Raw genomic sequence first — 26,882 nt, forward strand, 5'->3', positions numbered from 1 at the left:
GCGCCGACAGCCCGGCCTCGCCGCAGTACGCCTCCAGGCACCCCGTCTCGCCGCAGGCGCAGCCCGGGCCGTCGTCGGCGAGCCGCAGGTGGGCGATGTCGCCGGCGCCGCTCGTCGCCCCGCGGTGCGGCGCGCCCCGCAGCACCAGGCCGCAGCCGATCGCGGTGCCGAGCTTGACGTACAGGAAGTCGTCGAAGGTGCGGCCGATCCCGGCGTGCTGCTCGCCGACCGCCATCACGTTGGCGTCGTTGTCGACCAGCGTCGGGCAGCCCAGCTCGGCGCCGAGGGTGTCCCGCACCGGGAACCCGTGCCAGCCGGGCAGGGCGCCGGGTGCGATCGGGGTGCCCTCCCGGAAGGCGACCGGCCCCGGCAGGCCGACGCCGACCCCGGTGAGCTGGGCCAGGCCCAGGTCGGCCCGAAGCTTGCCGACGAGTTCCCCGGCCCGGGCGACCACCGGCCCCGGACCGGACCGGACGTCTGTCGGCTCGCGGAGCTCGGCCAGCACGTTCAGCTCGCCGTCGGTGACGGCACGGTGAGCCCGGTCCGTGCCGATCACGACGCCGGCGAAGCGGACCGCACCGGCGACGCGCAGCAGCGACGACCGGCGGCCGCCCCGGGAGGCCGCCGGCCCGGCGGTCTCGACCAGGCCCAGCGCCACGAGGCGGTCCACCTCCGCGATCAGCCTCGATCGGGACAGGCCCACCGCGTCGCCCAGCTCCACCCGCGACCGCGGGCCGTCGTCGCGCAGCATCCGCAACAGTCGTGCCTGGTACGCGTTCTCCGGTCGGACGGGAACCATCGCCACCACCTCCGGCCGGAGTCTTCCACGGCGGTGTTACGTCCGATGGCGCGAGTGGCCGCACCCGGTACGCCCGGGTGCGGCCACTCGATCGACACCTCGGGTCCGTCAGCCCCGCAGACCCGACATGTGCTGGTAGCTCACCTCGGCGAAGCGCAGCGAGCGGCCCGGGTCGGCGCTGCCGCCCGGCGCGTTGTCCTGCTCCCACATCGGGTTGTGGTAGCCCTTGGCACCCATGTTGGCGAAGAAGGTGCCGTAGTCGATGTCGCCCTGGCCGAGCGGCACCATCTCGTACCCGCTGGTGGTGTTCGGGTTGAACGCGCCGTCCTTGGCGTGGAACAGCGGGAACCGGATCGGCTGGGCCGCCACCGTGGCCAGCGGGTCGAAGACGTCGGTCTGCGTCACCCCGTCCGGGTCGGTGTAGCTGCGGAACCGGTGCTGGGCCACGTGCGCCCAGTAGATGTCCATCTCGAACCAGACGTACTCCGGGTCGGTGAGGCCGATGAAGTACTCCAGCTTCCGGACGCCGGAGGACCGGGTGGGTCGGCCCAGCGCGTCCAGCGGCCCGCTGTCGAGCAGGAAGTTGTACGCCGCGTCGTGGTTGTGCGTGTAGAGCTTGAGCCCACGGGCGGCGGCCAACTGGCCGAGGGTGTTCCACCGGTCCGCCGCCGCGTCCCAGTCGGCCTTGTAGTTGCTGCCGGTCGGGTCGTTGCCGGTGCCGATGTGGGTCATCCCCAGCGTCTCGGCGATGTCGAGCTGCTGCTCGAAGGCGGCGAGGCTGTCCGGGGTGATGGTGCTCGGGACGGAGGCGTGCGAGCCGTTGGCGCGCAGCCCGTTGTCGTCGAGGATCTTGCGGATCTCGGCCGCGGTGATCTGCCGGCCCAGGATCGAGACGTGCTGGTTGTAGCCGGCGAACTCGACCTCCTTGTAGCCGATCTCGGCGAGCCGGGCGAGCACCCGCTCGAAGCCGTACGGCACTCCGGTGGCGTCCGGTGCGGCGCCGATCCGGTCCCGGACGCTGTAGAGGATGATGCCGCGCTTGCCGGTCGGCACGAGCAGTCCGTTGCCGGCGGCTCCGGCGGCGGGCGCCCAGCCGGCGGCCCCGACGGCGGCCGCGCCGGCGACGCCGGCGAAGGCGCCGAGGATCCGGCGACGGCTCATTCCGTGCTGTCTGTCGTTCATCTGCTGCTGCCTCTCTCGGTGCGATGACGGGTGATGGTGCCCAGGGCCGCGGACCGCCGGGCGCGGCCCGCGACCACGACGGCGCTACGGAGCGACGCCGATGCCCTGACCGGTGAACTCGACCCAGTTGAGGTTGCCGAAACCGCTGGTCGGGCCGCCGGGAACGGTGCGGAACACGAGGTAGAGCCGGTGCGTGCCGCCCGGGTCGGTGATCGGCACGGTGGTACTGGTGAAGGCGTTGTTTCCGGTGGTCGCGGCGACCGTGGCGGTGGTCAGCAGGGGCCCGGTGGGGGAGTCGAGCCGGAACTCGACGCCGAACCGGGGCTGCCCGGCGGTGGCCGCGCTGCCGCCCGAGGTACGCAGCGTCACCGACTGCATGTCGTGCAGGTTGACGGTGTTGTTGACCGCGATCCAGTCGTTCGGGTCGAGGCTGCCGCGCTGCTGCCCGCCGCCGGTGTCGGCGCTGGTCCCGACGGTGGTGCCCGACTCGTCGGTGGCGAACTCGACCTCTTGCCGCTTCGCCTGGACGATCTGCTGGTCGACGGTGGTCAGCGCCGGTTGGCCGTTCGCGCCGCCGTCGGTGTACGACGCGCTGACCACGCCGTAGATGTAGCCGCCGTGGGACGCGTCGTCCGGTTCGGTGGGCAGCACCCCGGAGCAGCCGAACTGGTTGGCCTCGCCGTGGCCGTGCTGGTCGTGGCCGAGGACGAAGGTCACCTCCACCTTGGCGCAGTCGACCGGCCCGTCCTCCGGGTCGGTGACGGTCACCGACCAGGGGATGTCGTCGCCCCAGCTGAAGAAGCCGCCTTCGAGCGGGGTGTTGACCGTGACGGTCGGCGCGGTGTTGCCGACGGTGATGGTGGTGTTCGCCGACGCGCTCTTGCCGCTCGAGTCGGTCACCGTCAGCCGGGCGGTGTAGACCCCGTTGGCGGTGTAGGTGTGCGACGGGTTCGGGTCGACCGAGTCGGTGGTGCCGTTGCCGTCGAAGTCCCAGGCGAACGAGATCGAGTCCGCCGGGTCCGGGTCCTTGGAGCCCTCGCTGGAGAAGGCGACCGTCAGCGGCGCGATGCCGTTCGTGGGCGTCGCGGTGAGCACCGCGCTCGGCGCCCGCAGCCCCTTGACGTAGCTGAACTTCAGCATCGCCGCGTCCGGGTTGACGTTGAAGAACCCGTCGCCGTACGTCAGCAGGTAGAAGTTGCCGTCGGCGCCCCACTTCATGTCCATCGGGTTGTCGCAGAGGAACGGCTTGGCCGCTGTGGTGGGCGCCTGGCCGCAGTTCAGCACATTGTTGATCTTCAGGATGTCACCCTTGGCGTCGAGCCGGACCTCCTTGAGGGTGTCCCGGGTGAACTCACCGAAGAAGACCGCGCCGTCGTAGTACTCGGGGAACTTCGTCTCCGACCTCAGCTCCGGGTCGAAGTCGTAGCGGGCGGCGCCGTGCGGCCCGACGCCGCCGGTGCCGAGTTCCGGGAAGAGCACCGGGCAGGTCTGCGTCGGTGTCGACAGGTAGGACTGCGGGCACGGGGTGGGCGCTTGGAAGGAGTACCAGAGCTCGGACTTCTCGACCGCCGGCAGGTCGGTCAGGCCGGTGTTGTGCCGCGAGGTGTTCTTCGGCGCCGCGCAGTCGAAGGGCGCGACCGGGGAGATCGGGCTGGTGGTCCAGTTCATCTCGATGTACGGCAGGTCCGGCTGCACGCACATCGGCCAGCCGTAGTTCGCCGGCTTGTCGATCACCATCATCCGGCCGGTGCCCGCCGGTCCCCGGCCGACCGCGGCCGTCGAGGAGTCGGGGGAGTAGTCGGTGACGTACGCGACGTCGTTCTTGTCCAGGGTGATCCGGAACGGGTTGCGCAGCCCCATCGCGTAGATCTCCGGCCGGGTCTTCTCCGCGCCGGCCGGGAAGAGGTTGCCCGCCGGGACGGTGTACGAGCCGTCCGGCTGCACCGCGATGCGCAGCACCTTGCCCCGCAGGTCATTGGTGTTGGCGGAGCTGCGCCGGGCGTCCACGAAGGGCGCCTGGTAGACGCCGGTGGCGCTGACCGAGTCGTTGTGCGGCGAGAAGCCGCCGGAGCCACCGCCACCGGCCGGGGTGTCGTCCCCGGTGACCAGCCAGAGGTTGTTCTCGGAGTCGAACGCGATGTCGCCGGCCACGTGACAGCAGGCGCCCCGGTCCACCGGCACCTGGAGGATCTTCTGCTCCGTGCTCAGGTCCAGCGACGGGGTCTCGCCGTCGACGAACTTGTAGCGGGAGAGCTGGAAGTAGCCCTTCCACTGATCCCAGGTCCCGGGGTCGGTGCTGGTGGTCGGCGCGCCTCCGGCGGGGGTGGCCAGCGGGGGCGCGTAGTACAGGTAGACCCACTTGTTGGTGGCGAAGTCCCGGTCGATCGCCGGGCCGTACATCCCGTCCTCGCTGTGGGTGTAGACCGGGATCTGGGCCAGCACGGTGGTCTGGTTGCTCTCCGCGTCGTGCAGGCGTACGCCGCCGCGGCGGTCGGTCTGGATCACCCGCCCGTCGGGGAGCGTGTCGAAGCCGATCGGCTCGTTGACGTTGGGCTGGGCCCCGATCACCGTCATCTGGTAGTTGGCCAGCACGGTCGCGCCACAGTCGCCGTCGGTCATGCCGGCCGCCCATTGGATCGCCCCGCCGAGGTGGGCGCGCAGGTCGGTGCTGCCGTAGCTCTCCGGCGTCGCGCCGAGTCCGGTGTAGAAGGAGCGGCCGCCCTGGTAGTCCTTGCACCAGGTGACCGGGTGGTCGAAGCCCATCGACCCGCCGGTGTACGTCTTCTCGTCCACGGTGGCCAGCACGTGCGACACACCCCGGACGTTGTCGGCGAAGTTGTACCAGCGGTCGGTGTGCGTCCACCGTTCCGGCAGCCGCTCCGAGGCGGGATGCACCCGGTCGGCGACGGTGACGGTGGCCGGGCTCGCCGACGTGGCGGCGCCGGTCGCCCGGGTGCCCAGGACCTTGTCCAGGAAGGACCAGCCGGGTTCGGCCTCGATGGCCGAGTGGACGCCGACGAAGCCGCCGCCGTCGCGGTAGTACTGCTCGAACGCGGCCTGCTGGCCGTCGGTGAGGACGTCGCCGGCGGTGTTCAGGAACACCACGGCGCGGAACTGCTTGAGATGCGGCTCGTCGAACTTGCGGGCGTCGTCGGTCACCTCGACGGTGAACCGCCGGTCGTTGCCGAGCTGCCGGATCGCGTCCACTCCGGCGGCGGTGGCGGCCTGGCTGCCTCCGGCGGACCGGGTGAACACGAGGACCTTGTAGTCCATGCCGTTGCCGGCGGGCACCGGGGCGGCGAGCGCCGGCGTCGGCTGCGGTGGTGCGGTCGCGACGAGTGTCGCGCCGACGAGGGTGAGAAGGCTGAGGTAGGCGGTGGCCCTTCGGCCGGTGGGTCTGCGCATCGAACCTCGCTCTGGTCGGGGCGGGTCCGCCTCAGCGCCGTCGCTGAGGAGGGTCGCTACGAGTACCAAGAGCCTGGCCAGGTTCTACGCAGGACGATATTTGCGCGCGGGACCAAAGAGAAGAGGTTGACGGCAGAAGTTTTCGATGTTTCGTGCGAACTTTTGCTTCAAACCGGCGAAAGTGGCATCGGCGGAAGTGGACAGCGCCTGAGCTGCCGCTGTTTCCGCCCGACATGCCAGCGGGCCGGTCGTCGACGACGACCGGCCCGCTTGGAAGGTGCGGTTAGAGGGTGCTGGCGTTGGTGCCCGTACCCGACGGCTTGGGCCGCGGGGTGGTGGACGACGAGCTGGGGGAGCTCGACGAGCTGCCCGACTTCGCGCCGATGGTGGCCGGCGTGCCCGCGAAGGCGTCGTCCGCCGCGGTCAGCTCCTGCTTGTTGCCGTTGCCGGTGCCCAGCTTCTCGCCGAGCTTGGACTGGCCGAGCTTGTCCTTGCCCTCGCTGTAGAGCCGGGTCGCCTGGGCCTGCGCGACACCCGCCGCCTCCTGGACGGTGGGGTGGTCGAGCACCTTACGGCCCCGGACGACCAGCTCCTCGTACTTCTCCCGGCCGGCACGGGCGCCCAGGACGAAGCCCGCAGCCAGCCCGCCAAGGAACATGATCTTTCCGCGCATGGCGGCTCCTTTCGTACCTGACGCTCCGCCGTTCCCGCCCGGAGATCCGGTTGGGTCCGACCATGTCGCGCCCTAGTCCTCTGTCGGCAGCTAACTACCCATCCTGCTCCGCGCTCATGCCTGGTTGTGCCGTGATGACGATTTGTCCGGTTATATTCCTGCCGTGTCGCGCCCCTCCGCGGCGAGCGTTCGTGGAGGTAACCCCCTGGACCAGACCCCCCGGGAATCCTGTACTCTTGTGCCGTCGCCGAGCGCCGGGGAGATCCGGAGCGCGGTGACAAGGCAGTCCCCCGTAGCTCAATTGGCAGAGCAGCCGGCTGTTAACCGGCAGGTTTTTGGTTCGAGTCCAAACGGGGGAGCTCACGCTCCACCCGCGCCCGTCGGCCCCGCCGGCGGGCGTTTTTCGTTCCCACCTCTCGGTCGCACCCCGCCCCCCCCCGTCCGGCCGCGACCTCCCCGGTGATCAAGAAGTTTGCGTCACCGGACGTGCCGTCCGTAGGCGCAAACTTCTTGATCACGACCGAGACGGACCACGAAGGGCGGGTGTGGGGTCGGCGTGCGGTTTCGGCCCGCTGGGGCGTGCTCGGGCGGCAGGATGGGCGATGTCGACTTAGACTCCCGCTGCGTCGATTGGTGCGTCGATTCAAGGGGACGGGTGGAGATGGCCGGAAGGCGGGGACCTCGCGCGGCGACGCTGATCGCGGTGCTGGTGGTGCTCGGCTGGCTGGTGGTCGGCGGGATCGCCGGGCCGTACTCCGGGAAGCTGGGCGAGGTCGCCACCAACGACAACGCCTCGTTCCTGCCCGCCGACGCCGAAGCGACCCGGGCACAGAACCTCGCCGGCGGCTTCGTGGAGCGGGAGAGCACCCCGGCGCTGGTGGTCTACGAGCGCGGCTCCGGCATCACCGACGCCGACAAGCAGCGGGCGACCGTCGACACCGCGCGGTTCGCCCAGGTCCCCGGCGTGGTGGCGCCGCTGCCGCCGCCGATCCCCAGCCAGGACGGTCAGGCGCTCCAGGTCGTCGTACCGATCGACGAGTCGGAGGGCGAGGCGATCGGCCGGGTGGTCGAGGAGCTGCGCGGGATCGCCGGCGGCGACCGGGACGGGCTCACCGTCGATGTCGCCGGACCGGCCGGGCTGCTCGCCGACCTGATCGAGGTGTTCGGCGCCATCGACGGGCCGCTGCTGCTGGTCACCCTGGTCGTGGTGCTGGTGATCCTGCTGATCGTCTACCGCAGCCCGGTGCTCTGGCTCTTTCCGCTGCTCGCGGCGGGGATGTCGTACGCGCTGGCGTCGGTGTTCGTCTACCACCTGGCGAAGAACGACGTGATCAAACTGAACGGGCAGGCGCAGGGCATCCTGACCGTGCTGGTCTTCGGCGCCGGCACCGACTACGCGCTGCTGCTGATCGCCCGCTACCGGGAGGAACTGCACCGGCACGAGCGGCCCTGGGACGCGATGAAGACCGCCTGGCGGGGCGCCGCCCCGGCGATCATCGCCTCCGGGGCCACGGTGATCGTCAGCCTGCTCTGCCTGCTGCTGTCCAGCCTCAACTCCAACCGGGCGCTCGGCCCGGTCGCCGCCGTCGGCATCGCCGCCACGCTGGTGGTGATGCTCACCTTCCTGCCGGCGCTGCTGGTGCTCGGCGGCCGGTGGGCGTTCTGGCCCCGCCGGCCCCGCGCCGACCAGGCCGACCCGCGGGCCGGAAACGGCATCTGGAGCCGGGTCGCCGGCTTCGTCGCCCGGCGGGCCCGCCCGGTCTGGTTGGTGACCGCCGCGGCACTGGCCCTGCTCACCCTCGGCCTGACCCAGCTCGGCGTCACCACCCTCGGCCAGTCCGACCTGTTCACCAACCGGACGACTCGGTCGCCGGCCAGGAGGCCATCGCCCGGCACTACCCGGCCGGCACCGGCAGCCCGGCGACCATCTTCACCAACCAGCAGGCCGCCCAGGAGGTCGCGCGGGTGGCAAAGGGCGTCCCCGGCGTCGCCGCCGTACGGCCGGTGACCGGTGAGCGGGCCGGCCCACCCGAGGAGAACGCGCCACCGAAGGTGGTCGACGGCAAGGTGCAGCTGGAGGCGACGCTGTCCGACCCGCCGGACAGCGACGGCGCGGAACGGGCCATCCGCGACCTGCGGGTGGCGGTGCACCGGGTCGTCGGCGCCGACGCCGTGGTCGGCGGCTTCACCGCGATCAACGTGGACACCTCCGCCGCCTCCACCCGCGACCGCAACGTCATCATCCCGGTGGTGCTGGTGGTCATCGCGGTGATCCTGGCCCTGCTGCTGCGCGCCCTGCTCGCCCCGGTGCTGCTGATCGCCACCGTGGTGCTGTCGTTCCTGGCCACCCTCGGCCTCTGCGCGCTGATCTTCCGGTACGTCTTCGACTTCCCCGGGGTCGACGCGTCCTTCCCGCTCTTCGCGTTCGTCTTCCTGGTCGCCCTCGGCATCGACTACAACATCTTCCTGATGAGCCGGGTCCGCGAGGAGACGGTCAAGCGGGGTACCCGGGCCGGGGTGCTGGCCGGCCTCGCCGTCACCGGTGGGGTGATCACCTCCGCCGGCATCGTGCTCGCCGCGACCTTCTCCGCGCTGGCCGTCCTGCCGCTGGTGGTGCTGGTGGAGCTCGGCGTGGCGGTGGCGGTGGGCGTACTGCTGGACACCATCGTGGTCCGCTCGCTGCTGGTGCCCGCGCTGTCGTACGACATCGGGCCGAAAACCTGGTGGCCGAGCCGGCTGGCCCGGACGGCCCGGACCGGGACGGAGGCCGGGCATGCTGGCTGAGACGGACGTCGTCATCGTCGGCGGCGGCCTTGCCGGGCTGCCGCCGCCCGGCGGCTGCACCGCGCCGGCGTGCCCTGGCGGCTGCTGGAGGCCGGTGGCCGGCTCGGCGGCCGGGTCGCCACCGACGCGGTCGACGGCTACCTGCTGGACCGCGGCTTCCAGGTGTTGAACACCGCCTACCCGAGGCTCGGCACCCTGCTCGACGTCGACAGCCTGGAACTGGGCTGGTTCACCTCCGGGGTGCTGGTACGCCGCGGCGACCGGCTCGACCGGCTGGTCAACCCGCTGCGCGAGCCCGGCGGCACGCCCGGCACGGCCCTGGCCGGCATCGGCTCGCTGCTCGACCGGATCCGCTTCGCCGCGCTCGCCACCGGCTGCGCCACCCTGCCGAAGAGCCGACTGCTCACCGCACCGGAGACCACCACCGAGGCCGCGCTGCGCCGGGCCGGGCTCTCCGACGCGATCATCGAGGAGCTGCTGCGGCCGTTCCTCTCCGGCGTCCTCATCGACCGGGAGCTGGAGACCTCCAGCCACGTGCTGGCGATGATCCTGCGCTCCTTCGCGCGCGGCCGGATCGGCCTGCCCGCCCGGGGAATGGCCGCGCTGCCCCGGGCCGTCGCCGAGCCGCTGCCCGCCGACCTGATCGAGCTGGACACCCCGGTCGCCGAGGTCGCGCCCGGCCGGGTCCGCACCCAGGCCGGCGACATCGGCTGCCGCGCCGTCGTGGTCGCCGTCGACCGCCCGCGGCGGGAATGCTGCTGCCCACCCTGGCCCGGGTACGCATGCACAGCTACACGACCTACTACCACAGCACGCCGGAGGCGCCGCTGGCCGAGCCGATCCTGCTGGTCGACGGGGACCGGCGGGAGCTGGTCGCCAACACCGTCGTGGTCAGCAACGCCGCCCCGACGTACGCGCCGGCCGGGTGGCACCTGGTGGCCACCTCGGTGGTCGGCCCGAGCGCCCCGCCCGAGCCGGCGATCCGACGCGAGCTGGACCGGCTCTACGGACGCTCCACCGCGGACTGGACCCACCTGACGACCGTCGAGGTCCCCGCCGCGCTGCCCGCCGCGCCGCCGCCGCAGGGGCGACTGCGCAAGCCGGTGGCGCTCGGCGACGGACTGTTCGTGGCCGGCGACCACCGGGACAGCCCGTCGATCCAGGGGGCGCTGGCCAGCGGCTGGCGGACGGCCGGTGCGGTGCTGGCGGAGCTGCGCGCGGTGGGGTGATCCGGGCCGGTGCGGGGGGTCTTGCGGACCGCTGCTGACTGTTATCCTCGCGTAGCCCATCGTGCCGGTCGGGTGTCTGTGTCGGCCGTTTCGGTGGTGGCCGGTGATCCGCCGAGCGGGTTACGATCCGGCGCGGTATCGGGGCGGTAGCTCAGCCGGTTAGAGCAGGGGACTCATAATCCCTCGGTCGCGGGTTCGAGTCCCGCCCGCCCCACCACGCAAAACCCCTGCTCAACCATGCTGCCGACGTGCCGGACGGACCGCGTCGAGGTCCGGACCGACGCCCTCAGTCCGCACTGAGTCCGCGGCAGCACGACCCGCCGCCCGGTCGAGGCGGTCCGCCACCTGGTCGAGGTCGTCCTCGAAAAGGTCCGGGTGCCATGCACCTGCTGGGCTTGGGGATGCTGATCGCGGCGGCGTCGATGATCGCCTGGCCCGCTCGTCGACGTCCCCGCTGGGTGTTCGCCGACGGGCGCTTCGCCGCTCCACTGGTGGTGGCGTCCGCTCTGTCGGTCGTGATTCCGCCCCTGGTCAGGCCGGAGCCCGCGTTCCGGCTCCTCGCGGCCCTCTTGATCGTCGGCCTGGCGGTCGGGTCCTGAAGGGCCAGTTGCGCACCGCCAACACCGGTCACCCGTCGTTGGTCACCGGATGGCCCGGCGCCGTCGGGTCAGGAGCAGCAACACGCCGCCACCCACCAGCATGGCGAGGCCGGTCCCGGCGGTCAGCCCGGCCTGGGATCCGGTGATCGGCAAGCTGCCGCCACCACCAGCGCCACCACCGTCACCGGGGTCGCCGCCACTACCTCCGCCGCTGCTGTTCGCGGCCACCACGACCGCGAACCCGTCCTGGTTGTCGCTGTCGTCCACGTCGACAGCCCGTACGGCGACGGCGTTCGTGGGAAGGTCGCTCCGCGCCGGGACGGAACGGTCCGACCGCGGGTCGCTCAGGCCCTCGACCCGGACGGTCCCGTTCCGCAACGTGACCGGCGCCTTCGTGGCGGCCGGCACCGTCACCAGGTGGTACAGCTCGACGGCGGAGTGGAGTTGGTCGTTCGGGTCGGTGTCCTGGTCGACAGGAACGAGGGCCAGCCGGTCGTAGGTGCAGACCGCCGCACGCCCGGCGTCACCGAGGACGCATTCACCCGGCGGCCTGGTGAACGTCGCGCCCGCGGGCGCGCGCAGCTCGACCTTGACGCCATCGACCGGCTTGCGCCCCTGGTTGGCGATCGTGTAGCGCACCGCGCCCGTCTCGCCCGGATTCAACGTGCCGGTGGGTTCGACGCTGCCGTCGGCCGCGATCCGCACCGACTGCGTCACGTCCGGCGCTACCACCGAGAGGTCGGCTTCGGGGCGGTCCACCACTTCGATCGGGAACCACTTCATGTTGTCGGCCGGATTGATGTCGACCGGTTTGACATCGACCGTCACCTTGATCCGGCCCGCGAGGGGCTCTCCGGTCTGGACGGTGGCGACGACGGGAAGCTCCACCGTCTCGCCCGGTCCCGGAAGTCGATCCGGCAGCAGGTCGCAGTACCAGCCGGAGACATCGCCGTCGCACTCGGCCAGCCCGCCGGTCGGCCAGAGCATGATCCTGAAATCCGACCCATCCAGCTCCGACGCGTCGACCCGGACGACGACCCGGGTCGGGGTCGCGTCGCCCCGGTTGCTGATCTTCAGGTGCAGCGTCTTCTTCGTGACCCCCAGCGGAATCGTCCCGCCGGCCAGGTCGACAGTGAGGTCCGGACCCGCCGGCGCCGCCGAGGCGGACGCGGCGGGCACGCCGACCCCTCCGAGAAGAAGCAGCACGGTGGCCACCGTTCGGGGCAGCCACGGAAATCCGAACCTCATGACGGAGCCCTCCGGATGAACGGGCGGTGCGATCCGTGGACCTTATCGGCACCGGCCGGGTTCGGTATCCCCCCCCGTGACCCGTGTCGGAGGGCGCGACTAGTGCCGTTTCAGGCTACGTGCGCCCGGTCGTTGCGCACCGTCGCGCTAGGCAGCCTCGAGGACGAAGAACAGGAAGCACATGATGTACCCCGAGGGGGAGGTCACGAGGTCGGGGACTCCTGGCGTCGCTCGGCTTGCTGAGGGTCCAGTTCTATCCGGCGTTCGACCCGGCGGCGGACCGTGAGGTCGAGCTCATCCTCGGTCAAGACGAGCTCGATCACCGTGTCAGGTTCATGGCCGCTCTCCGCTAGCAACTCCGCCTGACCGATCCTGCGCGGGTAGTTGCACAGCAGCCAGCCGCGATCCACGACGGCTAGGGCGTCAGCGATGGCCTTCGTGATCAGCTCATCCGGGGGACAAGGTGCCCGGTCTGCATACAGCGGTTCATCTCTTCGCCTAGCGGCGTCCGCAGTTGCACGTGCTCACGGCAGACGTTACCCGGGCTGATGACCTGGCGGCCGGTCGCTTCTGCCAGGACCGTTGCAGCGGAGGACAGATCGACTAGCGGCCCGGCGATGAGGCCAACGTTCGGCAGGCGTGTGCTCCCAGTTGCGAGTAGCCGGCGAAGGACGAAGCCAGCAGCCCGAATGGGCAGCCGGTCGGTAGCGATCTCCGATGCCTGACCTACGTGTCATGCAGGGGCGCCAGCCAGTTCAGGTGTCCGTCGACCTGTACCAGCGACGTCGGCTTGCTGTCGCCCGGCCCGTGAAACGCGATCACGCCCCGATCGTCCGCCAACTGGCCGTGGTGCTGTGCCGACGGCGGCTCCTGCCAGACGTGGTACAACGGCCCGTCGTCGCCGATCGAGTCGATGGCTTCATCGAATGCGGCTCGCCGTCGGGTGGGCACATGCATTCGTGTCGCGGCATGGAATACAACCCGCGGCTCGCCGGGCGGCAGGTTTCGGCCCAGGGGCGAACAGACGTCGATGGCGTCGCCGGCGACGATGTCCGGCGGGTCCGCCGCCACATGTTCGAGGGCGGCGTCAAGAAGTCGGGCTCCGGCGTGGTCCTCGGGCCAGACCAGCGCCGTGAGCCAGCGCCGATTCTGGGCGCTCGTGACATCCACTGGGTTCAGGTCCACGCCGACCCTGGTGGCGATCAGCGGGATGTCGTCCAGGTTCGGTGGCCGCTCGGTGCCCAGCCAGCGGCTCTCGATGGTGACCGTGGATTCCTGCCGCCCGAACGAGTGTCCGCCGATGAGGTAGCGGTACTGGTCCACGTAGAGGTGGATGCCGGCACTCGCGCCCACCTCGATCAGATGCACGGGACCGTCACATTGGTGTCTGAGTGCTGCCAGCGCGAAGCGGAGACCGGCTGCTCTACGCACCACGTTCGATTGCACGAGACGGGTACGGATGAGCTCTTCAAGGTCGCGGCGGAACGCACGACAGAAGTCGACGAACACGGGCCCTGCGGTCTCTGGGTCGGCGGCATCGGGACCGACCACGGAGGGGTAGAAGTGGCGCAGATCGTGGTGCAGACCCTCTAGCAGTAGGTAGTGGGCTGCGCCGAAGAGCAGGAACGACGCCTGCTGCCCGGAGCGTCGTTCGAGCAGCATCTCCAGTGTCGGTTGGTCGGCCGCAACAGCCGTACTCAACGCCTGGTACAGCGGTGAGGTGGTGAAGACGGCGGGCGCCTGGGCGAAGTGCTCAGACAGACTCTCCAACTCACGCGTCCGGTCCATGGCACTCCTGTCAGTCGGCCCCGGGTCAGCGTGACCGGCGTCATCGGGCGGCACGTCATCGGGCGGGGATCGTCGGAATGGCGGCCGAGACCTCGGCAATCAAGTCGTGGACCCCGTCGCCCCAGTGTGAGGCGATGACCAGGTCCCGGGCGGGGTCGATCCATAGCAGGTGGCGGCCGCCGTTACCGCGGGCGCATCGGCCGCTGGCCGGAGCGTCGGGCTGTACCCGCCGGGAGTCGTTGCGCCACCAGAGGTAGCCGTAGTCGGAATTCAGGGCGCGTCCACCTCCGTCGGCTTCCCCCACAGCTCACCGTTCCACCCACTGGTCTGCTGCAACAGGTGCTACCACGTGATGCCCTCGATTCCGGGGCGATCCAGCAGCGGGTGACGGACCGTCGCCGACACCAGCGCATCCGGGGCAAGCAGTCCCCGGTCGAAGGCGACTCCCGCCACGGTGGCGACGACGCTCTTGGTGCCGCTGAACAGCATCTCCGGCGTCCCCAGGTCGCCCCACTCGGCGACCACCCGACCTTGGTGCCGCACAACACCGCTCGCGCCGGTGCCAGCCAGCAGGGGAGCGGTCACCTCCCGATGCGACTCATCCGCCACCTGCTGGGACAGGTAGGCCGCCATGTCCTCGATGCCGGTGGTCACCCGTTGGGCCTGCCGGCGGACAGCTTCCCGGATTGCGGTCAGGTCGATGCCTGGTTCGCCGCTGTCGCCTGCCAGCCCGGAGCCAGGCAGCGGAGGCTGACGGGAGAAGTCCTCGTTGACGCTCACGATCTGACCCTAGGGATGGCCACACTCATCCTGCGTTCCCGCGGACAGCGAGGTGGATCACAGCCAACCTGGCCATGGCGGGGCGACGCTGCGAGCACCGGCCAACTGGCACGGGGCGGCTTCAGTCGTCCCGTCCGGCACCGCGATCGGGTGCGCTCATGTCCCCCGTCCCGGGCGTGCCATCGGCGAGCCCGTAGCGCAGGTACACCGTGCCCTTCGGATTGGCTACCGGCGGTTCGAGGAGTGTGACGTTCGTGGGCACCGCGCCACCGTCGAACACCTTCTTCCCGACGCCGAGCACGATCGGGTGCACCCAGAGGTCGAGACGGTCGAAGAGCTTCTCGCGCAGGAGGGTCTGCACCAGGTTCAGGCTCCCGACGACCTTCACGTGCTCGTGCCGGTCACGGATCTCGCGCACCGCGCCGGCCAGATCCGGGCCGAGCTGCGTGGAACCGGCCCACGAGAGGTCGGGCCGGCCGCGGGAGGCCACGTACTTCGGGACGCTGTTGAAGAGCGTGGCGATCTCGTTGTCCTCGCCGCCCTCCTGGTGCGGCCAGTAGGCGGCGAAGATGTCATACGTCCGCCGGCCGAGCAGGAGGGCGTCCGTGCCCTCGTACGCGGCACCGACCTGCGCCCCGGAGACCTCGTCCAGCAGGGGCGCCTGCCAGCCGCCGAACGGGAACCCCACCGGGTCCTCGTCGGGGCCGCCGGGCGCCTGCCCGACGAGGTCGAGGGTTGCGAACAGCTCGATGTGGATGAGGCCCATGCCTTACTCCCGATGAGTTGGTTGTCTCGGTCGGGAGGTAGACCTGTGGGCGGCGGCGAACTCATCGCCGCGACGGCACCAGCTTCGTACTTGTCCGCCGCCTCGCCCCGGTGCATCGGTCACCACCCCGTCCCGCGGTCAGCGTCCTGCGACGCCCGGCAGCAGGGCCGCGTCCAGGCTGGGTGGCCGCCCTGCGTCCAGGGTCACCGCGCCGTTGGAGCGTACGTGGGCGGCTGGTCGCTAGGACGCCTGCCGGATGGGCATGTCGGCCAGCCAGACGTCGGCCAGGTCGCTGAGGGGGACGTCGAGGGCCTGGCTGAGGCAGACCACAGTGCCGAACGCCGGTGCGGGAAGACGGCCCGCCTCGATCTTGCGCAGCGTCTCGGGGGAGATGCCGGCTGCCAGGGCCACCTCGACGAGGCTGCGGCCGGCCCGCGCGGCCCGGAGGGCGGCTCCGAGGCGCTGGCCCGCTGCGATCTGTGCGGTGGTGAGTGGTTGGCGAACCATGCCAGCAGGATATCCCTCCGGAGCATCCCGACCTGACGTGGTATAGAAATACCGGTAAAGAAATACCGCATCCGGAGAGGGAGGCTGTCGTGATCGAGCTCAAGTCCGCCGAGGAGATCGGCCGCATGGCGGTGACCGGTCAGTTCGTCGGCGAGCTGCTCGCCGAGCTCAGCGGTGTCGCCGCAGTCGGCGTCAACCTGTTGGACCTCGAACGCCACGCCCGCCGCCGGATCAAGGAACGCGGCGCCGAATCCTGCTACTGGGACTACGCCCCTTCGTTCGGCCGCGGCCCGTTCCGCAACGTGCTGTGCCTGTCGGTCAACGACGCGGTGCTGCACGGCCTGCCGCACGACTATGTTCTGCGGGACGGCGACCTGCTCAGCATCGACATGGCGGTCCGCATCGACGGCTGGGTCGCCGACTCCGCGCTCTCCGTCATCGTCGGCACCCCCGACCCGGCCGACCTGAAGCTGATCGAGGCCACCGAGGTCGCACTGGAGGCCGCCATCACCGCCGCCCAGCCCGGCGGCCGCCTCGGCGACATCTCCGCCGCGATCGGCGACGTCGCCCACTCCTACGGCTACGGCGTCAACGCCGAGTTCGGCGGCCACGGCATCGGCCGCACCATGCACGAGGCCCCGCACGTCTCCAACAACGGCCGCGCCCGCCGCGGCATGAGACTCGAACCCGGCCTCACCATTGCCATCGAGCCCTGGTTCTGCCGCTCCACCGACAAGATCACGTTTGACGACGACGGCTGGACGATCCGCTCCGCCGACGGCTCCCGCACCGCCCACTCCGAACACACGGTCGCCATCACGGACTCCGGTCCTCGGGTCCTGACCCGCCGCCCCACTCCCGGCACCACCTCGGCTGATCCCACCAGAAAGCCCGCCACAGCCTCCTGACCCCCTGCCCGCCTCGGGGCTTTCCGGGGCTGGGGCTCGCCGCGGCTTCCCGAGCAAGCACCAGCCGCACGGGTCCGCTGACCGGGCCTTCAGACCGAGCATGGCGTGGTCTGATGCCGCCTGCTCACGCTCCGGCAGCCTCTTCGGCAGCCCGCCGCATGTAGCGGAAGCAGTCCGTCGCAGCCCTTGACCCCCTTCAACGGAGCCACCACACCCCGGTGCGCTCAGGCCGCTGCCAGCAGGGTGTCAAACATTGCGAAGAAGGCGTCGAAGGCGGCGGGGGAGCGGTCGGTACGCGCCCGGATGAGCGTGCCCTCCCAGGCGTTGACGATAAACCCGGCGGTGACCTCGGGGTCCACGTCGGCGCGGACCGTCCCGGTGCGCTGCGCCTCGACCAGGGTCTTCGCGATGAGGCCGGCCCATCCGTCGAGGCTCTGCCGTACGGCGTCCCGGATGGCGTCCCGATGATCGACGATCTCGGTGCCGAAGTTTCCGTACAGGCAGCCGCGGTGGTACCCGTGCCCGACGACCTCGTCGCGGAGGAACTCGAAGTGCGCCCGGAGCCGCTGCAGGGGCGGGACCGAGGTGTCGGCGAGGTCCTCGAGGCGGAGTCCGGCGCCGTACCGCTCGAGCGCGACGATGGCGAGGGCTTCCTTGCTGTCGAAGTGGTTGTAGAACGACCCCTTCGGTACGCCGGCCGCCTGAGTGATGTCGTTGACGCCGGCGGCGTGGTAACCGTGGGCGTGGAACCGGTCGAGCGCAGCCGTGACGATCTCTTCGCGCGTGCTCTTCCTGGCCAAGACGGACCACCTCCCGACTGCAAATATGACCGGTCGTCTTGGCCCGGTCAAGCCCCCACCGGTGTGATCCAGCGCGCGTTGCCACAGCCTAAGACGACCGGTCATATTGAGTGGGCAGCCGGGTAAGCAGCGCCTCGTCACTCCGGGGTCTACCCCGGGACGACGGATCCACCTCACCGAGGAGAAATTGATCGTGAGCGACCTTACGAACGCCGTCATCGAGGCCCACGGCGGCCTGGACCGCTATCAGCAGTTCAGTTCGGCCACGGCCCACTTCCGCTCCGGCGGAGCCCTGTGGGCCATCAAGGGTCAGGAGGGGATCTTCGACCAGGCCGCCGTACGGGTCGACCTGCGCCGACAGCACGCCAGTCACTTCCCGTTCAAGGCGCCTGATCTGCACACCTCGTTCACCGCGCAGCGCGTGGCCGTGGAGAGCGACACCGGCGAGGTGAAGGCCGAGCGCCTCAACCCCCGCGCCAACTTCGCCGGACACGTCCTCGAAACCCCCTGGGACGACCTGGACGTCGCCTACTTCGCCGGGTACGCCATGTGGACGTACCTGACGTCCCCGTTCATCTTCGCGAGGCCCGACTTCCAGGCCGAGGAACTGTCTCCCGTGATCGAGGCAGGGGAGACCTGGAACCGTCTCAAGGTCACCTTCCCCGACGACATCGCCACCCACTCCCGGGTCCAGACGTTCTACTTCGACCAGGACGGGCTGCTGCGCCGACACGACTACACGGCCGAGGTCCTCAACGCCGGGCCGGCCGCGCACTACTGCGCGGACCACAAGGAGTTCGGCGGCATCATGGTCCCGACCCGGCGGCGCGTCTACCCGCTGGCTGAGGACGGAACCGTCGTCCGCGACATCGAACTCGTCACCATCGACATCGACGATGTCCTGTTCGCCTGACGCCGGGTAGCCGCCGATGTCCCCCTGTCACGGGTTCTCGATCAGGCAGACCATCCGGTTCGGCGCGGCCGTTGAAGGCAGTGCGAGGCCGAGGGCTCGTCGCGTTCAACGCGGAGATCAGCGCCGCCGGTACCTGGTGGCGTCGATCAACGCGCTCAACCGGTAGCGCAGCACCCGGGCCTGCCCGATCGACAACACCAGCCGGCGAGCGGTGGTGGACGCTGTCGCAGTCAACGCCACGACCGGTTCGGCCGCCAGGTGGGTCGTCTGCACCAGCCCCACCGTGAGAATCGATGCCTCGGGCCGATTGGTGTCGACATCGGTCACCCGCGACCGGTGCTCCCCGCGCTGGTAGCACCCAGCCTGGTCACACCAGCGGGGGTGCCACGGCGGGTCGGCCGCCAACGCCCCGGTGGCGAATACGTGGACATCTCCGCATCTCCGATCGACGCCGGACGCCGGGGCCGCGGCGGCGGCTGCCGTGAACCCGGCCGCCGTTATGGCGTCGGCCACCGGCTCGGGGTGGTCGGCGCAGGCGTAGGCCACGGCGTCCAACGACCCGCCGTCCGAGGAACGCTGTAGACCTCGATGCGGACGGCCGCTGGTTCTCCGCAACCATCGACAACGAACGGTAAATTCGCCATGGGTCGCACCTCCGTTGTGCGATCAAGTCCCCCGGTCGTTGCGATGTGTGACGGGGTGCGGGTGCCGTTCGCGGCCTAGGTGTGCGGTGCCAGGGTGCGTAGGACGTCGAACTCATTGCCCTCGGGGTCTGCCATGACCACCCAGTTTCGGTCCGGGCCCTGGCCCACATCCGTCTTGGTGGCGCCGAGGCCGAGTAATCTGGTCACCTCGTCCTCGGTGCTGCCGTCAATTGGACTGACGTCGAGGTGAAGCCGGTTCTTCACGGTCTTGCCCTCAGGTACCTGGACGAACAGCAGGGTGGGCGGCATCTGACGGGCCCGAACCTCCTCGACGGTTGGCACCCACGAGCCGATCTCGACCTTGCCCTCGCTCCGGTCGATCACCTTGAAGTCCAGGACCTCGCACCAGAAGGCCGCGAGTCTCTCCGGATCGTGGCAGTCAACGGTCAACTCGGTGAACCTACTTGTCATGACTCTCCCAGATAGTGCGGGCGGGGCTCAGAGTATTGGCCAGGCCGCCCGCCCGACAGGTCTGCGAAGATCACGTTCCGGAACCCAGAGGCTTCACGCCTTGGCCAATATCACCTACGCCGCAACACTCGACGTCAGCAGGGAGACCGCCGATACTCTCGCCCAACTCTTGCGTGAGCACCGCGAACGGCTCGGCACCCGCAGGGGGACCCGCGCTCTGGGCGTCTTCAAGCAGGGTGTCCTGGTGCTGCGGTGGTTCGTCGACGGGACCCGGCTGGCCCAACTCGCCTGGGACCACGGCGTTTCGGTGCCCACCGCGTACCGCTACTTGAGCGCCCCGCTTGGGTTGACAGGATCTGACGAGGCCGGAGGCGATGACGACGGTGGCGACGGACGCGGCGGACGCCGCTTTCAGCTATCTGGCCCGAAACCTGATCCCGCTGGTGGTCGTACCGCCGGGTCCCTTGCCCCGGGACCGTCCTCGACTGCGGGGTCTGGTCCGGGTCGGTGACAAACGTGTCCGGGTGGCCCTCACCGTCGATCCCTCGACCGCTTCCGGTGTGGCGATCGAATTCCCTCTCACCGAGGGCGAGGAGCGCTGCCCGCGGAGGCGGTGGTCGGCTTCCTCCGCACCGTGGACGTGGAGGATCTGGCCCGAGCCGTCGAACAACAGCCCCCGTACGACAACCACCGTAATGCCGTCGTCGATGCCGAGTCCGTCGGCTTCCGCGCCCTACGCCGGGAGTCGGCGACGGACCTGAATCTGTTCGCCCTGTTCAGCCTGTTGGTGCACGGCGGCGGGTTCCCTTGGTTCGAGGACGTCTACATGTTCGCCGGGTTCATGCTGACCGGCGATGCCCCCTGCCGCTGCTACGTCCGGGTGACCGGGGCCGGAGCCGTCTACGGGCTGGACATCCCGCTGCGCGACACCGCCGGCGCCCGCTGTCCGGTTACACCAGCCTGCCTCAGGAGCTGGCGCCGCTCGTTCGTGAGAAGGACCTGTTCCGCCAACCGCAGGTCGATGACGAGGACGACTACTGCGCGGCGGTGTACGACCTGACCCACTGGGTCTGAGTACGACGCGGGCGTCGAGCGCTGCCCTGGCGCACGGAGGCCGGTGGGCCACCGGCGAAGGACCTCTTCGCCGGTGGCCCTAGGTCAGTGCTCAGCCGTTGACCACCCAGTGCTGGTGGGCGCCCCCGGCGTACGTCCCGATCTGGGCCTGGGTGCCGTCGGCGGTGCCGGCGCCGGCCGTCTCCAGGACCTTGCCGGACTGCGGGTTGAGCAGCGATCCGTTGCTCTGCGGCTGCCAGACCTGTGCGGCGGTGCCGTTGCAGGTCCAGAGCTGCACCTTGGTGCCGTTGGCGGTGCCGCCGTTGTCGACGTCCAGGCACTTGCCCAGCGCCCGGTAGGTGTCGCCGACCCGGCTCCACTTCTGGGCGGTGGTGCCGTTGCAGGTCCAGAGCTGGATCTTCGTACCGTCGGCGGTGCCCGCGTTGCTGACGTCGAGGCACTTGCCGGCGATGCCGGTGATGGTGCCGGACCCGCTCGGGCCGTAGACCTCGAACTCGTAGACGCGGGCCGCCGGGTCGGCGGTGCTGGTCGGCGCGGTGATGTTCAGGCGCACGTAGCGGGCGGTCACCGCGGCGATGTCGTGCGTGGTGGTGCTGGCGGTGTTGCCGGTCACCGTCGTGCGGGTCGTCCAGTTCGATCCGTCGGTGCTGGTGGCGATGGTGAAGTCCTTCGTGTTCCAGGCGGTGTTCTCGCCGCCGGCGCCGGCGTGCTTGACCACGAACCGGTTCACGTTGGTGCTGGCCCCGAGCTCGACCTGGAGGTACTTCGTGGCGCCCTTCGAGCACCACTTGTCGGTGGTGCCGCCGGCGACGGAGCCGTTGACCGCCTTGTCGGGGCCCTCCGTGGTGGTGCAGGAGCTGTCGGCGGTGGCCGGCTTGTTCAGGGCCAGGTTGCTTCCGCCGGTCGGCGGCGGGGTGCTGCCGGGGATGGCGTTGAGGGTGTACCAGGCCTCGGTGCTCCAGAGCGACTGGCCGCTGGCGGAGGTGAACGGCCGGGGTGAGCGGACGTGGACCACCCGGCCTGCCTTGCGCCCGTCGACGGTCAGGCTGACCTTCTTGCGGTCGGTCGAGAGGGTGGCCGAGGTGACGGTGAGCGTCTCCTCGTCGATCTTCGGGCCGCCGTAGCTGGCGGTCGGCTCGTAGCGCCACTGCTTGACCTTGTAGTGCCCGGCCAGGTTCGCCGCCGTGTCGGTGGAGAGCGGCTGGGTGTACTCCAGCTCGAACCCGCCGGTGGTGGCGCGCATGGCCAGGATGTCGAAGGCGGTGGTGCCGTTCGGGGTCAGCTTCTGCAGGCCGTACGCGAGCTTGCCGCTCTGACCCCAGTTGCCGCCGGCGCCGAGGCCACCGACGTAGATCGCGCCGTCCGGGCCGAGGTTGACCTCCGAGACGCCCGCCTCCAGGCCCTGGGTGAGCCGGAACAGGGCGCCCTGGTACTCGCCGTTGACCTTCTCCACGTACGCGCGCTGGAGGCCGCCGTAGGTGACGTCGCCGATGACGAACTGCCCGGCGAAGGGGCCGGACTTCAGGTACAGCGGGGTGCTCGGGGAGTTGGCGATCTCGTTCTGCGGCATCCAGAGCACCGGCGGGGTCACCGGATTGGCGTCGAACGGGCCGGCCGGGTTCATGTAGTGGTTGAAGAACCGACCCTGCTTGACGTGCAGCAGCTTCGACGACGGCAGCCAGCCGCCCTGGTTGTCGGTGACGAAGATGCCGTCCTCCGGGCCCCAGCCGATGCCGTGCGGCGTACGCAGGCCACCGGCGACGTAGGAGACGGCGCCGGTGTCCTTGTTCACCTTGATCGTGGTACCGCGGTTGGGGGCCGGCTGCGGGTTGGTCGTCGCGCCGCCGTAGTTGATCGACACCGACAGGTTCAGGTAGAAGTACCCGCTCTGGTAGAGCAGGCCGAAGGCGAACTCGTGGAAGTTGCCCCCGTACGGCCAGGTGGCGACCGTGTCGAGGCGGTCGGCGACCTCGTCGCCGTTGGTGTCGACCAGTTTCGTCAGGCGTTGCTTCTCCGACACGTAGACCACGCCGTCGACGACCTTCAGCCCCATCGGCTCCTTGAGGGCACCGGCGATCTTCTTGGTGGTCACGCTGCCGGGGCCGGTCGACCCGCCGGTGTTGTTGAGGATGTACACCTCGCCGTCCTGCGAGGTGCCGGACTGGTCGCTGCCGCCCCAGGTGGAGATCACCAGGCGGCCGTCGGTCAGCCAGTCCATCCCGGTCACCTTCGGCTGGAAGCCGCTGGGCCGCAGGTTGGTCAGGGTGTAGCCGGGATACACGCCGGTCAGCGGCAGGCCGTCGCCGGGGGAGTCGGTGACGCCCTCGCACTCCTTCTTGCCCGGGGCGGTCACCCGCACCACACCGGCGTCGGTGCTCAGCGCCGAGTTCGGCACCACGACGAAGGCCGACGAGCCGGGAATCTTCCACTCCAGGGTGATCTGCTGCCCACCCTCGCGCTCGAAGTGGTCGATGCGCAGTGGGTGCAGCCCGGCGGTGAGGGTGAGGGTGCCCTCCTTGGCCGGGGTCGGTCCGTGCAGCCCGTCGTGGTTGATGACGACCTTGTCGTCGATCGACAGCCGGGAGCCGTCGTCGCTGGTCAGCCGGAACGTGTAGCTGCCGGCCTGGGCGATGTTCAGGTTGCCGAGTACCTGGGAGACGAAGTACTGGTCGAAGCCGAAGTCGGTGGTCGACGTCCAGTTGATGGTGGGCATCAGCTTGTCGACGTTCGGCGTCTGCCCCGGCTTGAGGGTGCAGATCTCGTTCAGCGGCACCTGCACGTCGAAGACGCGCAGCGTGACGCCCGGTTCCTGGGCGGGGGCGGCGTGGGCGGGGGTGACCCAGACGCCGGTGGCCATGACGAGTGCGGCGATGGTGGTCAGGACAGGACTGCGGAATCGGCGCAGCAGCCGTGTGCCCATTGCTCCTCCTGGGAGGTCGGGGTGGTCCGGCGGCATGCCGTGCGATGCGGTGGGGGAGCGGTAGCCGCCGGGCGAGCCCGGACAAGTCATCGACGCCGACGAATGACGCGTCCGGAGCTGCGGTGCTGGGCAACATTAACAAACTTCTATCTGAAGGCCCATACCTTTCGTTCATAGATGCAAAAGTTTGATAACACCCTGCGGAAGTTCGTGGCATACCTCCGCTTGTGGACGGAAGGTCTACGGTGGACACCCAAGGTCGCTGCCGGGAGGGCGCCGGCTGTGGCGTACCGCCCGTATGGTGTCCGCATGGCGCGCGAGGTATGGGCCGACGGTGCGGCGTACGAGGCGTACGTGGGCCGGTGGAGTCGCCTCGTGGCGGCGGACTTCCTGGCCGGGCTGGACCAACCGCCCGGCCTGCGCTGGCTGGACGTCGGCTGCGGCACCGGTGCGTTGACCTCGACGGTGCTGGCCCGCACCGAGCCGGCCCGGGTGGACGGCGTCGACCCCTCCGAGGGCTTCGTGGCGCACGCCCGTACCCGGGTCGACGACCCGCGGGTGGCCTTCCACGTCGGCGACGCCCGCTCGTTGCCGCTGCCCGATGCCACCGTCGACGTCGTCGTCAGCGGCCTGGCGTTGAACTTCGTGCCCGACCCGGCGCGCGCGTGGCGGAGTTCGCCCGCGTCCTCGCTCCGGGCGGCGTGGCCGCCGCCTACGTCTGGGACTACGCCCAGGGCATGGTGATGATGCGCCACTTCTGGGACGCCGCGGCGGCGCGCGACCCGGCGGCGGCGGAGCTGGACGAGGGCCGCCGCTACTCGCTGTGCCAACCGGAGCCGCTACGCGCGCTCTGGACCGCCGCCGGGCTCCGCGACGTGGCCGTGCGGCCCGTCGAGGTGCCCACCGTCTTCGCCGACTTCGCCGACTACTGGACGCCCTTCCTCGGTGGGCAGGGGTCGCGCCCGGCTACGTCAGCTCGCTCGCCGAGCCGGACCGGGCCGAGCTGCGGGAACTGCTGCGCGCCCGGGTGCCGGCCGGACCGGACGGCGCCATCCGACTCACCGCCCGCGCCTGGGCGGTCCGGGGGACCGCACCGACACCCCGAGCGTGAGTACGAATGCTCATCCGCGACGCGGTCCGTACCGCGAGGATCGGAGCGTGAACAGCATGACGCGCGCCCTCCTCGCCGCCCTCGTCCTCGCCGTGGCAGCGGTCGCCACCTGGTGGGCCTGGCTGGGGTGGGACACCGGCTACACCACCGACCCCGAGACGGGCGCCGTCAGCGGGCCCTACCAGCCGTGGCAGGTGGCCGGCTGCGTGCTCACCCTCGCCCTGGTCGCCGCCGTGGGCGGCTGGCGGCTCCGGCCGTGGCTGGTCGCCCCGGTGCTGACCGTCGCCTTCACCGCCGCCTGGACGGTGCACGCCGCCTCGACCGACGACAGCGGACTCTGGGCGGTCGGGGCGGCGCTGGTGCTGGTCGGCACGGGGATCGGGACGACGGTGGTGAGCGGGGTCGCCCACCTGCTGCGGCGCCGTCGGGCTGACACCGCGTAGGCCGACCGCCCCGGTGCACCCGCGCGCCCTCGTCGCAATCGCCCGGTCGGCCAACCCCGGGGACGGATAGCCGACAGGACGCCGTACCCCCTGCCGACGCATTGTTTAGGCAGGTGGAGAGGCTGCGGATGGCGGGCCACATCCCATCCCTCACCCCGACGGCGACAGCACGGTCGCCGTCGGACGCCGCCATCGCCGGGCCCGGCCCGGCCGTCCCGGCGGACACGGCCGCGCCGGTCCGACCGCGCCCACGGCCACGTCGCGTCCCGGTGGACCCCGTCCCGGGCGCCAGGGCCGGGGTCAGCTCCCACCCGGACAAGGACGTCATCACCTCCGGTCGACGCCGTCGCGCGTCCGCTCCGCCCCTGACCGGCGGCAGCCCGCGCCTCGACCGGGCGCACCGGTGAGAGCCGGGCGTACGAGCAAGGAAGGAGGGGGCGGACATGGCCGCTCCCACCGTCACCGCGAGCCTGAACGCCGCGACCTATTCACCCGGCGACCAGATGACCCTCACGGTCACCTACGGCGACCCGGACACCAGGCCCCTCACCGTCACCGTGGTGGTGACCGACGCCCAGGGCAACAGCAGCGCCCCGGTCAAGGTCACCGCCGTGATCGACCCGCTCACCCTCACCATCACCGACGACTCCGGGCGTACCTGGACCCGGGCGTCGGACAACGGGTCGGTGGCCGTCTACCGGGCGGTGGCGTGATGCCCCGGGTCACCGTGACCGTCCGCGACCACGGCGGGGGCACCGCCACCGCGACCGCCGACTACGCCCTCGCGCCACCGGTCCTGGGTGGCTACTACCTCGCGGGCAACGCCGACCCGACGGCCGACATGGCCGGCGGCAACTTCCGCTCGCTGACCCAGTACCGCAGCTTCGCCGACGGCTACACGTTCCCGGGCTACAACAAGCCCTGGCTGCTCAGCCTGGGCCGCAGCGGGTTCGCGATCAACATGGTGCTGGAGCTGAAGCACTACGGCACCGCCACCACGGCGGCGCAGACCTTCGCCGTGGACGGCGTCAGCTACACCGTCCCGGCGCCGGCGATGACCATCCAGCAGCGTCCCGGGACGACCTGGCCGAAGGCCTACGGGTACGGCCAGGTGCTCGCCGGGCTCTGCGACGGCCTGTTCGCCCGGGCGCTGTCGCAGTACCGGACGATGGGCTTCGGGGTGAACATCCAGCTCGCCTCCGAGCTGGACACCGACCACGAGTTCGGCACCACCGAGTCCGGGGTGTCGTACGGCTGGGCGGAGTCGGACGCCCGCGCGGTGCGGGCGATGACCTACATCGTGAACTGGTTCCGGGCCCGCGCGCTGCCGGCCGGCACCACCTTCTCCGTCGGGTCGGGCGGCTTCGACCGGGCCTGCTTCCAGCGCACCCACCCGGAGCCGCTGATGGCCAAGCTGGACTTCCTCCAGTGGAACGCCTACGCCATCGACCCGAGCCACACCGCGCTCGCCCGGTTCCGCCGGGCGAAGGACTGGGCGGTCGCCGACCTGGGGCCGGTGGCGCTCTCCCGTCCCGTGATCATCGCCGAGTGGGGGGTACGGGCCACCGAGATCCCCGACCAGGCGGCCTGGATCGCCACCGTCCCGGCGGCCGTCGCCCGGCTCAACAGCGAGCGCGGCCCGCGCATCGTCCGGACCAACTACTTCAACTCCAGCTGGGGCACCCTGGCGCCCCGCACCGACGGGCTCGCGGCGCTGCGCGCGGCGTACGCGACCAGGCCGTACGTCTGACGGGGGCCGGCGGCGTGACCCCGCTCGTCGCGACCGGCGGAGGTGGCGGCGGGCAGCGCCGTCGGCTGACCGCGGCCTCGGACCGGAG

At 70.7% G+C, this 26,882-nt stretch carries 22 protein-coding genes, 2 tRNA genes and 3 pseudogenes; 13 read left to right on the plus strand and 14 right to left on the minus strand.

Going from position 1 to position 26,882, the window contains the following annotated elements:
- The 4 genes from JNW89_RS04025 to JNW89_RS04040 all read right to left on the minus strand — a co-directional run.
- On the minus strand, positions 1 to 799 hold a 799-nt coding region (locus JNW89_RS04025), incomplete at its 3' end, for an ROK family transcriptional regulator (RefSeq protein ID WP_238447759.1).
- A gap of 108 nt (positions 800 to 907) precedes the next feature.
- Positions 908 to 1,981 (minus strand): sugar phosphate isomerase/epimerase, encoded by a 1,074-nt coding sequence (locus tag JNW89_RS04030; RefSeq protein WP_238447760.1) that lies wholly within the window; start codon positions 1,979 to 1,981, stop codon positions 908 to 910.
- Between the two features lie 84 nt (positions 1,982 to 2,065).
- Positions 2,066 to 5,386: a ThuA domain-containing protein gene (locus tag JNW89_RS04035; RefSeq protein WP_238447761.1), complete on the minus strand. Its 3,321-nt coding sequence runs from the start codon at positions 5,384 to 5,386 to the stop codon at positions 2,066 to 2,068.
- Between the two features lie 283 nt (positions 5,387 to 5,669).
- Positions 5,670 to 6,059 carry a hypothetical protein gene (locus JNW89_RS04040; RefSeq protein ID WP_154942566.1) on the minus strand — a complete coding sequence of 130 codons (390 nt, stop codon included), beginning with the start codon at positions 6,057 to 6,059 and terminating at the stop codon, positions 5,670 to 5,672.
- Positions 6,060 to 6,345: 286 nt separating this feature from the next.
- Here JNW89_RS04040 and JNW89_RS04045 point away from each other — a divergent pair.
- The 5 genes and pseudogenes from JNW89_RS04045 to JNW89_RS04065 all read left to right on the plus strand — a co-directional run bounded on the left by JNW89_RS04045 (position 6,346) and on the right by JNW89_RS04065 (position 10,671).
- Positions 6,346 to 6,418, plus strand: a tRNA-Asn gene (locus JNW89_RS04045).
- Between the two features lie 274 nt (positions 6,419 to 6,692).
- Positions 6,693 to 8,843 (plus strand): annotated as a pseudogene (locus tag JNW89_RS04050) (MMPL family transporter).
- Positions 8,833 to 10,072, plus strand: a pseudogene (locus JNW89_RS04055) (FAD-dependent oxidoreductase). The pseudogenes JNW89_RS04050 and JNW89_RS04055 overlap by 11 nt, the downstream one beginning before the upstream one ends.
- A gap of 140 nt (positions 10,073 to 10,212) precedes the next feature.
- Positions 10,213 to 10,289, plus strand: a tRNA-Ile gene (locus tag JNW89_RS04060).
- 163 nt (positions 10,290 to 10,452) lie between these two features.
- Complete coding sequence (locus tag JNW89_RS04065; protein WP_238447762.1) at positions 10,453 to 10,671, plus strand: hypothetical protein; 219 nt, start codon at positions 10,453 to 10,455, stop codon at positions 10,669 to 10,671.
- A gap of 42 nt (positions 10,672 to 10,713) precedes the next feature.
- Here the strand turns inward: JNW89_RS04065 and JNW89_RS04070 are convergent, their stop codons facing one another.
- The 6 genes from JNW89_RS04070 to JNW89_RS04095 all read right to left on the minus strand — a co-directional run bounded on the left by JNW89_RS04070 (position 10,714) and on the right by JNW89_RS04095 (position 15,760).
- Positions 10,714 to 11,877 (minus strand): hypothetical protein, encoded by a 1,164-nt coding sequence (locus JNW89_RS04070; RefSeq protein ID WP_238447763.1) that lies wholly within the window; start codon positions 11,875 to 11,877, stop codon positions 10,714 to 10,716.
- A gap of 245 nt (positions 11,878 to 12,122) precedes the next feature.
- Positions 12,123 to 12,329 (minus strand): hypothetical protein, encoded by a 207-nt coding sequence (locus JNW89_RS04075; RefSeq protein WP_238447764.1) that lies wholly within the window; start codon positions 12,327 to 12,329, stop codon positions 12,123 to 12,125.
- Between the two features lie 316 nt (positions 12,330 to 12,645).
- The gene (locus JNW89_RS04080) at positions 12,646 to 13,707 is read right to left on the minus strand and encodes a DUF2332 domain-containing protein (RefSeq protein WP_238447765.1); all 1,062 of its coding nucleotides are present in this window, start codon (positions 13,705 to 13,707) and stop codon (positions 12,646 to 12,648) included.
- A 342-nt stretch (positions 13,708 to 14,049) separates the two neighbouring features.
- Positions 14,050 to 14,487, minus strand: coding sequence for a hypothetical protein (locus tag JNW89_RS04085; RefSeq protein WP_238447766.1), 438 nt, complete (start codon positions 14,485 to 14,487; stop codon positions 14,050 to 14,052).
- Between the two features lie 121 nt (positions 14,488 to 14,608).
- Complete coding sequence (locus JNW89_RS04090) at positions 14,609 to 15,253, minus strand: dihydrofolate reductase family protein (protein ID WP_238447767.1); 645 nt, start codon at positions 15,251 to 15,253, stop codon at positions 14,609 to 14,611.
- Between the two features lie 240 nt (positions 15,254 to 15,493).
- Complete coding sequence (locus tag JNW89_RS04095) at positions 15,494 to 15,760, minus strand: helix-turn-helix domain-containing protein (RefSeq protein ID WP_238447768.1); 267 nt, start codon at positions 15,758 to 15,760, stop codon at positions 15,494 to 15,496.
- A gap of 89 nt (positions 15,761 to 15,849) precedes the next feature.
- Between JNW89_RS04095 and map the strand changes: the two genes are divergently transcribed.
- Positions 15,850 to 16,668 (plus strand): type I methionyl aminopeptidase, encoded by an 819-nt coding sequence (gene map, locus JNW89_RS04100; RefSeq protein ID WP_238447769.1) that lies wholly within the window; start codon positions 15,850 to 15,852, stop codon positions 16,666 to 16,668.
- A 224-nt stretch (positions 16,669 to 16,892) separates the two neighbouring features.
- Here the strand turns inward: map and JNW89_RS04105 are convergent, their stop codons facing one another.
- Positions 16,893 to 17,468: a TetR/AcrR family transcriptional regulator gene (locus JNW89_RS04105; RefSeq protein WP_238447770.1), complete on the minus strand. Its 576-nt coding sequence runs from the start codon at positions 17,466 to 17,468 to the stop codon at positions 16,893 to 16,895.
- 193 nt (positions 17,469 to 17,661) lie between these two features.
- Here JNW89_RS04105 and JNW89_RS04110 point away from each other — a divergent pair, with 193 nt between their 5' ends.
- Positions 17,662 to 18,381, plus strand: coding sequence for a hypothetical protein (locus JNW89_RS04110; RefSeq protein ID WP_238447771.1), 720 nt, complete (start codon positions 17,662 to 17,664; stop codon positions 18,379 to 18,381).
- 117 nt (positions 18,382 to 18,498) lie between these two features.
- Here JNW89_RS04110 and JNW89_RS04115 read toward each other — a convergent pair whose 3' ends face one another.
- Together JNW89_RS04115 and JNW89_RS04120 are read right to left on the minus strand one after the other, a co-directional pair.
- The gene (locus JNW89_RS04115) at positions 18,499 to 18,654 is read right to left on the minus strand and encodes a hypothetical protein (protein ID WP_238447772.1); all 156 of its coding nucleotides are present in this window, start codon (positions 18,652 to 18,654) and stop codon (positions 18,499 to 18,501) included.
- A 446-nt stretch (positions 18,655 to 19,100) separates the two neighbouring features.
- The gene (locus JNW89_RS04120; protein ID WP_306344803.1) at positions 19,101 to 19,496 is read right to left on the minus strand and encodes a VOC family protein; all 396 of its coding nucleotides are present in this window, start codon (positions 19,494 to 19,496) and stop codon (positions 19,101 to 19,103) included.
- A gap of 100 nt (positions 19,497 to 19,596) precedes the next feature.
- On the opposite strand from JNW89_RS04120, the pseudogene JNW89_RS04125 reads away from it, so the two are divergent.
- Both JNW89_RS04125 and JNW89_RS04130 read left to right on the plus strand, forming a co-directional pair.
- Positions 19,597 to 19,834: pseudogene (locus JNW89_RS04125) on the plus strand (IS5/IS1182 family transposase); the annotation flags it as partial.
- Positions 19,835 to 20,109: 275 nt separating this feature from the next.
- The gene (locus JNW89_RS04130; protein WP_238447774.1) at positions 20,110 to 20,556 is read left to right on the plus strand and encodes a hypothetical protein; all 447 of its coding nucleotides are present in this window, start codon (positions 20,110 to 20,112) and stop codon (positions 20,554 to 20,556) included.
- 105 nt (positions 20,557 to 20,661) lie between these two features.
- Here JNW89_RS04130 and JNW89_RS04135 read toward each other — a convergent pair whose 3' ends face one another.
- A complete protein-coding gene (locus JNW89_RS04135; protein WP_238447775.1) occupies positions 20,662 to 23,490 on the minus strand; it encodes a ricin-type beta-trefoil lectin domain protein in 2,829 nt (942 codons plus the stop codon).
- 309 nt (positions 23,491 to 23,799) lie between these two features.
- Between JNW89_RS04135 and JNW89_RS04140 the strand changes: the two genes are divergently transcribed.
- The 4 genes from JNW89_RS04140 to JNW89_RS04155 all read left to right on the plus strand — a co-directional run bounded on the left by JNW89_RS04140 (position 23,800) and on the right by JNW89_RS04155 (position 26,794).
- The gene (locus JNW89_RS04140; protein WP_238447776.1) at positions 23,800 to 24,234 is read left to right on the plus strand and encodes a class I SAM-dependent methyltransferase; all 435 of its coding nucleotides are present in this window, start codon (positions 23,800 to 23,802) and stop codon (positions 24,232 to 24,234) included.
- A gap of 423 nt (positions 24,235 to 24,657) precedes the next feature.
- Complete coding sequence (locus JNW89_RS04145) at positions 24,658 to 25,044, plus strand: hypothetical protein (protein ID WP_238447779.1); 387 nt, start codon at positions 24,658 to 24,660, stop codon at positions 25,042 to 25,044.
- Between the two features lie 443 nt (positions 25,045 to 25,487).
- Complete coding sequence (locus tag JNW89_RS04150) at positions 25,488 to 25,757, plus strand: hypothetical protein (RefSeq protein ID WP_238447777.1); 270 nt, start codon at positions 25,488 to 25,490, stop codon at positions 25,755 to 25,757.
- Positions 25,757 to 26,794, plus strand: a complete 1,038-nt coding sequence (locus tag JNW89_RS04155) for a hypothetical protein (protein ID WP_238447778.1) — start codon at positions 25,757 to 25,759, stop codon at positions 26,792 to 26,794. The genes JNW89_RS04150 and JNW89_RS04155 overlap by 1 nt, the downstream gene beginning before the upstream one ends.
- The last annotated feature ends 88 nt before the right edge of the window (positions 26,795 to 26,882 follow it).

It is taken from the genome of Micromonospora sp. 4G55, from assembly GCF_016803375.1.